We start from the raw sequence: 11,983 nt of genomic DNA, 5'->3' as shown, positions 1-11,983 counted from the left end.
GTGAACCTCCCTCAAAAATACTCTTTAAAAAGAATTGTTTTCGTATAATTGAAAAGAATGGATAACCGTAAAAAGATAAGAGGTTTGACAATGTATAACTTAAAACTATTTCAAAGAAATTTTATTTTAAAGGAAAACAGCTTTCAAATTTAATGATGTTTTTATCCTGAAAATTTTATTCAGGATGTAATCTGCATTCTATTGGTAGCTTAAGGATATGCTAATATAACTTTATGGAATTTATTCCTGCATACCTTAAATTTTCAGATAATGAGTTTAAAAAAAAGATCGAATATTTTTTTGACATAATCAGAAAATGCGGTCTCTGTCCAAGAAACTGCGGTGTTGATAGAACAGCTGGTAAAAGAGGAGCCTGTAGGGTGCTTGATAAAGCATATATTTCAAGTTGGGGACCACATTTTGGAGAGGAAGCTCCTCTTGTTGGACAATATGGCTCTGGAACAATCTTTTTTGGCTTCTGTAATTTAGCCTGCGTATACTGCCAAAACTGGACAATAAGCCATCTTGGAGAGGGTGAAGAGGTCTCTTATGAAGATCTTGCTTCTATTATGCTTTATCTTCAGAATTCAGGCTGCCACAATGTAAACCTCGTTACTCCAACCCATCAGATTCCTCAAATACTTAAATCACTTTATATTGCAAGAGAAAAAGGTTTAAAAATTCCAATTGTTTATAACTCTGGAGGATATGAAGCTATTGAAAGCTTGAAAAATCTTGATGGAATAATTGATATTTATATGCCTGATTTTAAATATGGAGACAGCAGTCTTGCAGAAAAATACTCGAAGATTAAAAACTATGTAGAAATTGCAAAACAGGCATTGATAGAGATGCACAGACAGGTTGGTGACTTGATTATCAATCAAGATGGAGTTGCAATTCGTGGGTTAATTGTAAGGCATCTTGTTTTACCGAACAATATAGCAGGCACAGAGGATGTTTTAAATTTTATTTCAAAAATTTCCAAAAATACTTACATAAACATAATGAATCAGTACAGACCATGCTGGCAGGCTGATGAATATCCTGAACTCAATAGAAGAATCACAAAAAAAGAGTTTGATGATGCAATCAGGATTGCTCTTAAATATGGACTAACAAGAATTGACTGTTGGCTCTATTTAAAGAGCGATCAACTCTGGCTTTAAGTCATCAAGATTTAAAAGCACCACTGTTGCTTTTCCATAAAGCCAGCCACATGCCTCTCCAGGATTTATAATCAATGTATTGTTTATTTTGTGAATATCAACCTCATGAGTATGCCCATAAATGACAATATCAAAATTACCTGATTGAGCAAGTGCATCAATCATCTGAGGTTCATGCATCAACGCGATTTTCCTTCCTTCGATTTCAATCATTCTTATCTGAGGCTGAATTCTGTCTCCATACATTTTTTTTAAAAGAACTCTGTCTCCATCATTGTTTCCAAACACTCCGTAAAACTCACCATCAAAATTCTTAAAAACTCGCCATGTGAACGGAGAAACAAAATCTCCACCGTGAAGTATTGCTTTTACACTGTTTTCATTGAAAATTTTTAAAGCTTTCCTTATATTTTCCATATTGTCATGTGTGTCAGATATAACTCCTGCTTTCATTGTTATCCTCCATATTTATTAAGATTCCACCAAAAGGTTTTTCCTGATAAGCTTTAACAATCTTGAGTCTTAACAGCTCCAGTAATGCGAGAAATGTTACTATAATTTCAAGCTTTGTAACTCCTGGATTGAAGAGTTCATCAAAAACAACTGATTTTTTTAAATTCAATACATTCAGAATTTCCTCAATTTTTTCTTCAACCCTGACAGTTTCCTGTGGAATATATATCTTTGGCGCAGGTTTGTCAAAAATTTTTTTAATGGCTGTTAATAGGTCAAATATGCTGAGTTCCTGAATTGAAAACTCTTCTTCATTCGAGGTTTTTCTTGGATAGGCTTTTGACCATACATTATAACGTTCTTTTAGAGCTTTCGATGCTTCTTTAAACTGCTGGTATTCGATTAATTGATCAACAAGCTCCTGCCTGGGATCATCTTCATCATCTTGTTGCTCTGGTTTGGGAAGCAACATTTTTGATTTAATATAAATCAGAGTGGATGCCATAAGAAGAAACTCTGAGGCAATATTAATGTCAAGTTCTTTCATAATATCAAGATATGCAAGATACTGCTTGGTGATAAGAGCTATCGGAATATCATAAATATCAATTTTATTTTGCTTTATCAGATAAAAAAGCAAATCAAGAGGTCCTTCAAATACAGGTAAAGCCACCTGAAGTATATGGTTATTCAATATCTCTGATTGGTTTATGAACATTGTATCTTAATTAAAATTTTAGCATACATAACTTGTTATGTTATAACACATATAAATTTTATTAACATAACTGGTTATGTGAGAGTTGTTCATTGTATAATGAGACAATATGCTTGATAAAAAATATCTGCTTCCAGAAGATGCTATCAGGATTATTCTTGAACAAATTTCTTTTAGATGCCTCCCATCTGAAACAATGCCTATTGAAGAGACATATGATAGAGTTACTGCTGAGGATGTTCTTTCACAAGAAGACCTTCCGGGATTTGAGCGTTCAACTGTTGATGGCTTTGCAGTGAGGTCATCTGATACATTTGGTGCCAGAGAAAGCTCACCAGCTTATCTCACAATCAAAGGAGATATACCCATGGGGGCTATCCCTGACTTTAGCCTGTCCAATGGTGAAGCCGCTTCAATAGCTACCGGGGGTATGCTTCCTGCTGGAGCAGATGCGGTTGTTATGATTGAGCATGTAAACATAGTATCTGAGAACATGATTGAAATTTTGCGAGCTGTATCTCCTGGGGAAAATGTAATATTTAGAGACGAGGATACAAAAACTGGAGAAGTTGTAATAAAAGCAGGACATAAACTGAAGCCTCAGGATATTGGAGCTCTTGCAGGACTGGGAATTACAGAACTGCAGGTGATAAAAAAGCCTGTTGTTTCAATAATTCTCACTGGAGATGAAATAATTCCTCATACAGAGAAAAACACACTGGGTAAAGTAAGAGATGTTAATTCTTTTACTCTTGCAGGATTAACAATGCAGTGCGGAGGCATACCATTAAAAATGGGAATTGTACGAGATGATTACACTGCGATAAAGGAGATTACAAAAAAAGCTCATGAAATCAGTGATGTTGTTCTTATAACAGGTGGAACTTCTGCTGGCATTAAAGATCTAACAGCAAAAATTATTGATGAACTAGGGTTGCCAGGAGTTCTTTTTCACGGAGCATCAATAAAACCTGGCAAACCTGTTATCGGAGGACTCTGCAATAGCAAGCCTGTTTTTGGACTTCCAGGTCATCCTGTTGCTGTGTATATATGCTTTGAACTTTTTGTAAAACCTGTGCTCAATCAGATGCTCGGGTTAACGGATAAAATATTTAAAAACATTATAAAGGCAAGGATAGCACGCAGTATTCACTCTCAGGCTGGACGAGAGGATTTCATAAGAGTTCATCTTGAAGAAAAAAATGGTGAAATATGGGCAGATCCTCTTTTGAGTAAATCTGGACTGATAATGAGCCTTGTAAAGGCTGATGGTGTTCTTCGCATTCCTTCAGACCTTCTTGGAGTTGAAGAAGGCGAAGAAGTTTCTGTCATAATTATAGATTAGAATTTAGCTGCCCATTTTATCTGTTCTTTATATGGAATTGGTTGTCTGCCTAAAATTTTTTGCATTGATAAAGCATCTATAGAATGTCCGCATATATTATCTTTCCACATCATTTTATACTGTTCAGTTGCAAATAATTTTAGAAACAATCCGGGTATAGCTATAAATAAAACTTTACCTCCAACAGTTTTTATAAAATCCTTAACCATATCTTTCAAACTTACTTTTTGATCTCCACAGAGTTCAAAAATTTCATTTTCTTCATGCTCGATTGCATTTAAAAAGCAAGTTGCAACATCTCTTACGTCAACCGGTTGAAAAAAGTAATTGTGAATATCGGGAAAGAGTAACACAGGAGTCTTCTTTAAAATTGATTTTAGCTTTACAAAAAGTAGTTGTTCAGGACCTATAATAAAAGAAGGACGAATTATCACAAATGGAATTCCGCTTTTAATCAACTCCTTTTCAGCCATAAGTTTAGTTTTATGATATCTGGAAGGAGCTTTTTCATCAACTCCAAGAGCACTCATATGGATAACCTTGACTGCAGAATAATCCTTTAAAACTTCAAAAAGACACTTTGAATACTCATAATGCACTTTTTCAAAAGTGACCGCCTGTGATTTTATTTCTTTAATAATTCCTATGAGATTAATAACATATTGAGGGCTAATGTTTTCTATTATTTTTGCTAATTGAGTTTTCTGGGTCAGGTCATCAATTTGGTAAGTTTTAATTTCTTTTCCAAATAGAGCTATTGCTTTTTGATAATTTCTCACAATCAGATGAATATCATAACCTTTTTGTAATGCCTGGGTTACAACATATCGTCCGACAAATCCTGTTGCACCTGTAATAAGAAGTTTTAACATTTATTGTTAAAGTTAAAGGGAGGGCATTTGCCCTCCCGCATATTTACTCGATCTGAAGTTTTCTTTCTTTTGTCTTTGCTTCTTCTGTTTTTGGAATTCTTATCTCAAGCACACCGTTTTCAAACTTTGCCTGAGCTTTATCTATATCAACATCCACTGGAAGCGTGAATGTTCTTGAGAAGGAACCATAAGAACGCTCATATCTGTAGTAATCTTTTTGTTCTACTTTCTCTTCCTTCTTTTTCTCGCCAGAAATGGTGATATAGTCATCAGTTATTTTTACATCAATATCTTCTTTGTTTATACCAGGAAGCTCTGCTTTTACAACCAGATGATCACCCTCTTCATATATGTCTACAGCAGGGGATATTACCTCGGCTTCAGCCCTTAATCTTGGCATAAGTGAACCAAAAATAGAAAAAGGTCTTCTCATAAATTCATCAAAAAGACGGTCAATTTCTTCAAAAGGAGCCATGATTGAAGGTTCAATTCTTGCTACATCTTTTGTTTCTTTTCTTGCCATAGTTAACACCTCCTTTTAAGTTTTTTATTGTATTGATATTATCTGACTAAATATAACAACTAAGAATCAAATTTGTCAAGAGGTTTTATTAAATTTTTTTATACATATCATGTCAAGAGATAATAATTTTCCCCTGACTTTCCTCTATGATTTCGCCTACTGCTGTTGCGGATTGAATTCCTTTATTTTTTAATTGTGAAATTAAACTATCTGCTTTATCTGATGGAACAGACATCAGAAGGCCGCCTGATGTCTGAGGATCTGAAAGAATATCAAGAGTTATAGGGTCTGTATTGCCAGTATCAATTGCTTTTGAACAGTACTTTACATTCCTTCTTCCGCCTGCAGGAACCACTCCCATGGAGGCAAAATCATAAACTTTTGGGAGCAAGGGCACTTTATTCTTCCATATTTTGATCGTTACCTTGCTTGCTCTTGCCATCTCAAGGGTATGTCCTAATAATCCAAATCCTGTAATATCAGTACATGCATTTACTCCAGTTTCCATCATAACTTCTGATGCTGTTTTATTTAATGTTGACATTGTTTGAGTGAGAAGATGTGTTATTGTTTTATCTAGAAGCTTTCCCTTAAGAGCAGTTGATAAAATTCCAGTGCCAATAGGTTTTGTAAGAATTAGAATATCTCCTTTTTTGGCTCCTCTATTTGTGACAAATTTTTCAGGATGAACAACTCCTGTAGCTGCAATTCCATATTTGATTTCAGGGTCTTCTACGCTGTGTCCTCCTATCATTAAAGCGCCAGCTTCATTAAGTTTATCAGCACCGCCTTTTAAAATTTCTCCAAGAATCGATTTCTCCATATCATTTATTGGAAAGCAGACGATATTAAGAGCTAAAATAGGCTTTGCGCCAACAGCATAGATATCACTTAATGCATTTGCAACTGCTATCTGTCCGAACCCATATGGACTATCAACAATGGGAGTGAAAAAATCGATACTCTGCACTATTGCGAGATCATTTTTTAATCGATATATCCCTGCATCAGACCAGTCTTCAGAACCAACAAGAAGATTTGCATCTGATGGAAAAGATATGTATTTTAAAATTTCCTCCAGGTCCCCAGGACCTATTTTGGCTGCTCAACCAGCAGCTTTAACTTTTTCTGTAAGCATGTTTTCTCCTCTTGTTTATATTAAATTCTATCATAAAAGTTGCGATTTAGATTAATTATTTGATAATATTTCAAAATGAAATTCTGGAAGTCTCTTGTAGTTGTTTTCATGCTATATATTTGTTTTTTCAGCATTTATGTAGCAATAGTTCTTGAAAAACCTCTGAAAATTCATAAAGACATAGAAGTTTACATTCCAAAAGGTGCGAGTTTTTATGCAATAGCATCAACTTTCAAAGACAAAGGTCTTATAAAAGACGAGCATGTGTTTATAATCGCTGGCAAACTGCTTGGCATAGAAAAAAAGGCAAGGGCTGGTTATTATCTGATTACAAAAGATATGACAATGCTTGATATTTTAAAGAAATTACTCGAAGGCAGAATAATTGAGTATAAATTGACTGTTATAGAGGGAGATAGTCTTTATGAAATAGCTGATAAACTTGCACAGATTAATCCTGAATTTAAACAGGCACTATGGAATCTTGCTACTGATCCAGCTTTCTTGAGTTCCATGAATATACAGGCACCAAGCATAGAAGGTTATTTATTTCCTTCTGTCTATGAGATTCCTAAAGGAATGAATATAAATGAAATATTGACAATGATGATTAAAAAATTCTGGCAGGTATATAATGAAGAATTAAGAAAACAAACAGAAAAAATGGGGTGGACTGTAAATGAAGTTGTAACACTTGCATCAATAATTGAGAAAGAAGCAAAGGTTGAAGAGGAAAAGCCTTTAATTTCAGCAGTTTATCATAATAGGCTCAGGATTGGAATGCCTCTACAGGCAGATCCAACAGCAATTTATGGGGTAAAAAGATACAAAACTGGTGTTACGAAAAAGGACCTTAAAAATAAATCTCCATACAACACTTATATAATCAAAAAACTTCCACCAGGACCTATTGCATGTCCGGGGTTAAAATCAATTCTTGCTGCCTTATATCCTGCAAAAGTGCCTTATCTTTATTTTGTTTCCAAAGGCGACGGTACTCATGAATTCTCCGTTGATTATCAGGCTCATATTTCAGCTATCAATATGTTAAGAGGAAATAAGAGTGATGAATAAGTCTGAACGAAAAAAAACGAGAAGACTTTATATAGGCAATGTACCAATTGGAAATGGTGCTGCTGTTGCTGTTCAATCTATGACCAAGACAGATACAAGAGATATAAAAAAAACTGTAAGACAGATAAAACAACTTGAACGAGCTGGATGTGAAATTATAAGAGTGGCTGTGCCGGATATGGAGGCTGCCAGAGCTTTGGGAGAAATTAAAAGAAAAATAAAGATTCCTCTAATTGCAGACATTCATTTCAACTATATGCTTGCACTTGAAGCAATATTTCAGGGTGTTGATGGATTAAGAATTAACCCTGGAAACATTGGTGCTAAATGGAAAGTAAAAGAAGTTGTTAATGCTGCAAAGGATAAAAAAGTTCCAATCAGAATAGGTGTTAATGCAGGCTCATTGCCAAAGGATTTACTGCAAAAATACAGTGATCCAACTGCGCAGGCAATGGTGGAAGCAGCAGAAAGACATATTGAAATACTTGAAGAACTCGACTTTCATGATATTAAAGTTTCTCTTAAAGCTTCTGATGTGTTAAAAACAGTAGAGGCTTATAATCTCTTCAGTAACAAGCATGACTATCCACTGCATGTTGGCATTACAGAAACAGGGCCCATACCAGAGGGAGCGGTAAAAAGTGCTATTGGTATAGGAATGTTACTTCTTGAAGGAATCGGTGATACAGTAAGAGTTTCATTAACTGATTCACCAGTTATTGAGGTTAATGTTGCGTATGAAATCTTAAGAGTAACAGGATTGAGAGAGTATGGGGTTGAAATAATAAGTTGTCCTACATGTGGAAGATGTGAAGTAGATATAAAAAAAATGGTAAAACAGGTAAAAAATGCATTGAAAAATATAAAAAAACCTTTAAAAGTTGCTGTTATGGGATGTGCTGTTAATGGTCCCGGTGAGGCAAGAGAAGCAGATTATGGAATTGCCGGGGGCAGAGCACAGGGGATAGTTTTTGTAAAAGGTAAAATAGTAAAAACTGTTAAAGAAAGTGAAGTTGTGAAAGCCTTACTTGATGAGATAAAACCTTAATGCTTGCTAAAAAAATATATTTCAGGATAAAATTAATTGTTAAACTTTATGACGGAGGAGAAGATGAAAGAAAAAATTCATCCTGAATACAAAGAGGCAAAGGTTGTATGTGCATGTGGTGAAACATTTATCACTCGTTCAACAAAACCTGTTATTAAAGTGGATATTTGTTCTAAATGCCATCCTTTTTACACAGGAAAGCAGAAGATTGTTGATGCAGAAGGTAGAGTAGAGAAGTTTATAAAGAAATACGGTAAAAAATAGCTGTTAAGTTTTGTGCAGGGGGTTAGATAAATTATACATTTTTCTAACCCCTTTTTATTTGCAATCTCAGGAGTATAAGAAATGAAAGATGTTACTGTAGGTGGACAGGCTGTAATTGAAGGAGTTATGATGAAATCACCAAAGGGGTGGGCTGTTGCTGTTCGAAACCCAGACGGTGAAATTATAATCAAATCAGAAAAATTTAAAAAACAGAGTGTTATTTCAAAAATACCTGTAATTCGTGGATTTTTTATTCTCTTTGAAACCCTCTGGCTTGGTATGAAAGCGATAGATTTCAGCAGTAAAGTTGTTTTTAAGGAAGAAAAGTCAAGCCCATGGAGTCTAGCTCTATCATTGTTTTTAGCATTGATAATAGGAATATCCTTGTTTATTATTTTACCTTTGTATATGACCAGGCTAACAGGTTATTTAATGGAAATTGTATCAACAAATTCGTTTATTTTTAACTTTGTTGATGGCATTATACGAATATTTGTATTCATAGGATATGTGGTTATAATAAGCATGTGGTCACAGATGAAACGAATATTTGCCTATCACGGGGCTGAACATAAAACTATAAATGCTTTTGAATCAGGAGAGCAATTGATTGCTGAAAATATACAAAAATATTCAAGACTTCATGTAAGATGTGGAACAAGTTTTATATTTATTGTTCTTATTATAAGCATACTTGTATTTTCAATGATTCCATCTTCATGGAACTTTTTGTTGAAAGCTGTATCAAGAATTGTGCTTTTACCTGTTATTGCAGGAGTATCTTATGAAATTTTAAAACTCTCTGCAAAATGGCAAAATAATTTTCTCGGTAGAATTATTATATTTCCTGGTCTTGGCTTTCAGAAAATTACTACAAAAGAGCCAGATTCTTCACAAATAGAGGTTGCATGCGAAGCTTTGAAAGCAGTATTAAGCTTTTCTGAAAAGGAGAAAGAATCCAATGCTTGAAAAATTAATAGAAGTAGAAAATAAATATGAAAAAATAACACAGGCTCTTTCAACCCCTGATATAATTTCAGACAAAGAAGAATACATGAAATATTCTAAGGAAAGACTCAATCTTGAGCCTATTGTTACTAAATTTAGAGAATATAAAAAAGTTCTTCAACAGATTGAAGAGACTGAAGAGATACTTAAAAGTAATGACTCAGAGTTAAAGGAGCTTGCTGAAGAAGAGTTGCAGGAACTCAGAAGAAGGAAATCTCAGATTGAACAGGAACTTAAAATTTTACTTTTACCAAAAGACCCAAGAGATGAGAAAAATGTAATTCTTGAAATAAGAGCGGGAACAGGCGGTGAGGAAGCTGCTCTTTTTGCTGCAGATCTGTTCAGAATGTATTCAAAATATGCTGAATCAAAAGGCTGGAAAGTGGAAATTATTGATACTCATTCAACAGGATTAGGAGGTTTGAAAGAAATAATTGCCACAATTTCAGGCAAGGGTGCATTCAGCAAATTAAAATATGAAAGCGGAGTGCATAGAGTTCAGAGAATTCCCTTAACAGAAGGATCAGGCAGGATTCATACATCAACTGCAACAGTAGCAGTGCTTCCAGAGGCGGAGGAGGTTGATATAAAAATTGATGAAAAAGATTTACGAATTGATACATTTTGCGCATCAGGACCGGGAGGACAGTCAGTAAATACTGCCTACTCGGCGGTGAGAATTGTTCATATTCCAACAGGAATAATTGTTCAATGTCAGGATGAACGATCTCAAATGAAAAATAGAGAAAAGGCCATGAAGGTTTTAAGAGCTCGTTTGTTTGAAATAGAGACACAGAAAAAAGAAGCAGAAAGGGCTGCTGAGAGAAAGGGGCAGGTAGGAACAGGTGAAAGAAGTGAAAGAATAAGAACTTACAACTTCCCTCAGAACAGGATTACAGACCACAGAATAGGATTGACTCTATATAAGCTTGACCAGGTTTTAAACGGAAATCTTGACGAAATGATTGATGCATTAACATCCTACTATCAGGCAGAAAAGCTTAAGGAGATGTGAAAGCTTTTGATCAAATAAAAGAGATAGTCAGAGTTTTAAAAGAACAAAACTTTGACCATCCAGAAAAACAAGCAGAGGATATTGTCTGCCATGTTTTAAAAATTGAAAAAATAAAGCTTTATACTCAAAATCCTGATCTGACTTCTGAACAGGCTGAAACTATCAATTTCCTTGTCAAAAGACGTTTAAAAAAAGAACCGCTACAGTATATTCTGGAAGAATGCGAGTTTTATAATATCAGAATAAAAGTTGGGCAAGGAGTGTTGATTCCGAGGCCTGAGACAGAGATTTTAGTTGAAGAAGTTATCAAAAGGAAAGACTTAATTATAAATCGAGGGAAAACAATACTGGATCTGTGCACAGGCTCAGGCTGTATTGCACTTGCAATTGCTAAAAACATTCCCCAATCTAAAGTATATGGTATTGATTTATCAAAAAGAGCGATTTTTTATGCGAATGAAACTAAAACCCTGAATAATATCAAAAATGCCAGCTTTATTGTTGGCAATCTCTTTGAACCTCTAAAAAAAAAATTATTTACATGTATTACTGCCAATCCACCATATATTAAAACAGAAGAAATTTATACATTACAGAGTGAAGTTAAAGATTATGAACCTTTCGAGGCTTTGAACGGTGGAGCAGACGGACTGCAATTTTACAGAGAAATATTAAAAAGAGCGAAAGAATATCTCATAAATGATGGACTGATTTTTCTGGAACTAGGGTTGGGACAGACAGAAACAGTTAAAGATATTTCAAAATCTAATGGCTTTGAAATAATAAAAAACGTAAAAGACCTTGCAGGAATTGAAAGAGTTATGATATTAAAAAACAGAGTAGTATGAAAAGTTTAAAGTATATTATAATTTTCTTTTTTCTGTTTCCACAAGTTCTTAATGCTCAGGAATATATAATCAATTCTGTTCCTTTTTTCCCTTCTGAAGATTTTCAGTGTGGTCCTTCATCTTTAGCTACGGTTTTGAATTTTCTGGGGATGGAAATAACACCTGATGAAATAGCAAAAGATATTTACAGTAAAGGAGCACGTGGAACATCTGATTTTGATATGATTATCTTTGCACAAAAAAGGGGCTTTAAAGCTGTTCAATACACAGGAAGTATCGAAGATATAAAAGAAAAAATTCAGGCTGACAAACCTTTGATTGTAATGACAGATGAGGGATACTGGTTTTATAGAAAATATCATTTTATGGTGGTTGTAGGATTTAGTGATGATTTTGTTATAGTAAATTCTGGAACAGAGATGAATAAAAAAATAAAAATCCATGATTTTTTAAAAAAATGGAGAAAGACAGATTTCTGGACACTTTTAATAACAAGATAAGGAGGACT

The 11,983-nt window shown here is 34.4% G+C and carries 14 protein-coding genes; 9 read left to right on the top strand and 5 right to left on the bottom strand.

Annotation, left to right across the window (positions count from 1 at the left end; all coding sequences use genetic code 11):
• The first annotated feature begins 233 nt into the window (after positions 1-233).
• Positions 234-1,169 carry a radical SAM protein gene (locus G581_RS0109105; RefSeq protein ID WP_028845544.1) on the top strand — a complete coding sequence of 312 codons (936 nt, stop codon included), beginning with the start codon at positions 234-236 and terminating at the stop codon, positions 1,167-1,169.
• On the opposite strand, the gene G581_RS0109100 is transcribed toward G581_RS0109105, so the two are convergent.
• Complete coding sequence (locus G581_RS0109100; RefSeq protein ID WP_028845543.1) at positions 1,143-1,622, bottom strand: metallophosphoesterase; 480 nt, start codon at positions 1,620-1,622, stop codon at positions 1,143-1,145. The two genes, G581_RS0109105 and G581_RS0109100, sit on opposite strands and share 27 nt — an antisense overlap.
• Positions 1,600-2,340 carry a segregation and condensation protein A gene (locus G581_RS11305; protein ID WP_051179174.1) on the bottom strand — a complete coding sequence of 247 codons (741 nt, stop codon included), beginning with the start codon at positions 2,338-2,340 and terminating at the stop codon, positions 1,600-1,602. Before G581_RS11305 ends, G581_RS0109100 begins: the two co-directional genes overlap by 23 nt.
• 109 nt (positions 2,341-2,449) lie before the next feature.
• Between G581_RS11305 and G581_RS0109090 the strand changes: the two genes are divergently transcribed.
• Entirely contained in the window at positions 2,450-3,685 is a 1,236-nt protein-coding gene (locus G581_RS0109090) for a molybdopterin molybdotransferase MoeA (protein WP_028845542.1), read from the top strand.
• Here the strand turns inward: G581_RS0109090 and G581_RS0109085 are convergent.
• The 3 genes from G581_RS0109085 to selD all read right to left on the bottom strand — a co-directional run bounded on the left by G581_RS0109085 (position 3,682) and on the right by selD (position 6,218).
• Positions 3,682-4,557 (bottom strand): NAD-dependent epimerase/dehydratase family protein, encoded by an 876-nt coding sequence (locus G581_RS0109085; RefSeq protein ID WP_028845541.1) that lies wholly within the window; start codon positions 4,555-4,557, stop codon positions 3,682-3,684. The two genes, G581_RS0109090 and G581_RS0109085, sit on opposite strands and share 4 nt — an antisense overlap.
• Before the next feature lie 43 nt (positions 4,558-4,600).
• Positions 4,601-5,080, bottom strand: coding sequence for an Hsp20/alpha crystallin family protein (locus tag G581_RS0109080; protein ID WP_028845540.1), 480 nt, complete (start codon positions 5,078-5,080; stop codon positions 4,601-4,603).
• A 112-nt stretch (positions 5,081-5,192) separates the two neighbouring features.
• A complete protein-coding gene (gene selD / locus G581_RS0109075) occupies positions 5,193-6,218 on the bottom strand; it encodes a selenide, water dikinase SelD (protein ID WP_083962692.1) in 1,026 nt (341 codons plus the stop codon).
• 75 nt (positions 6,219-6,293) lie between these two features.
• On the opposite strand from selD, the gene mltG reads away from it, so the two are divergent.
• The 7 genes from mltG to G581_RS11295 all read left to right on the top strand — a co-directional run bounded on the left by mltG (position 6,294) and on the right by G581_RS11295 (position 11,975).
• Positions 6,294-7,292 (top strand): endolytic transglycosylase MltG, encoded by a 999-nt coding sequence (mltG, locus tag G581_RS11300; RefSeq protein ID WP_051179169.1) that lies wholly within the window; start codon positions 6,294-6,296, stop codon positions 7,290-7,292.
• On the top strand, positions 7,285-8,340 hold the full coding sequence (gene ispG / locus G581_RS0109060; protein ID WP_038065782.1) for a flavodoxin-dependent (E)-4-hydroxy-3-methylbut-2-enyl-diphosphate synthase: 1,056 nt from the start codon (positions 7,285-7,287) through the stop codon (positions 8,338-8,340). Before mltG ends, ispG begins: the two co-directional genes overlap by 8 nt.
• Positions 8,341-8,403: 63 nt before the next feature.
• The gene (rpmE, locus tag G581_RS0109050; RefSeq protein ID WP_028845536.1) at positions 8,404-8,604 is read left to right on the top strand and encodes a 50S ribosomal protein L31; all 201 of its coding nucleotides are present in this window, start codon (positions 8,404-8,406) and stop codon (positions 8,602-8,604) included.
• 81 nt (positions 8,605-8,685) lie between these two features.
• On the top strand, positions 8,686-9,573 hold the full coding sequence (locus G581_RS0109045) for a DUF1385 domain-containing protein (protein ID WP_028845535.1): 888 nt from the start codon (positions 8,686-8,688) through the stop codon (positions 9,571-9,573).
• Positions 9,566-10,627 (top strand): peptide chain release factor 1, encoded by a 1,062-nt coding sequence (gene prfA / locus G581_RS0109040; protein ID WP_028845534.1) that lies wholly within the window; start codon positions 9,566-9,568, stop codon positions 10,625-10,627. Before G581_RS0109045 ends, prfA begins: the two co-directional genes overlap by 8 nt.
• On the top strand, positions 10,624-11,475 hold the full coding sequence (prmC, locus tag G581_RS0109035; protein WP_028845533.1) for a peptide chain release factor N(5)-glutamine methyltransferase: 852 nt from the start codon (positions 10,624-10,626) through the stop codon (positions 11,473-11,475). Before prfA ends, prmC begins: the two co-directional genes overlap by 4 nt.
• Positions 11,472-11,975, top strand: coding sequence for a C39 family peptidase (locus G581_RS11295; RefSeq protein WP_051179167.1), 504 nt, complete (start codon positions 11,472-11,474; stop codon positions 11,973-11,975). Before prmC ends, G581_RS11295 begins: the two co-directional genes overlap by 4 nt.
• Positions 11,976-11,983: the final 8 nt, after the last annotated feature.

The sequence above is a fragment of the Thermodesulfovibrio thiophilus DSM 17215 genome, assembly GCF_000423865.1.
GTDB lineage: Bacteria > Nitrospirota > Thermodesulfovibrionia > Thermodesulfovibrionales > Thermodesulfovibrionaceae > Thermodesulfovibrio > Thermodesulfovibrio thiophilus.
This window is presented reverse-complemented; position numbering and strand designations above follow the sequence as displayed.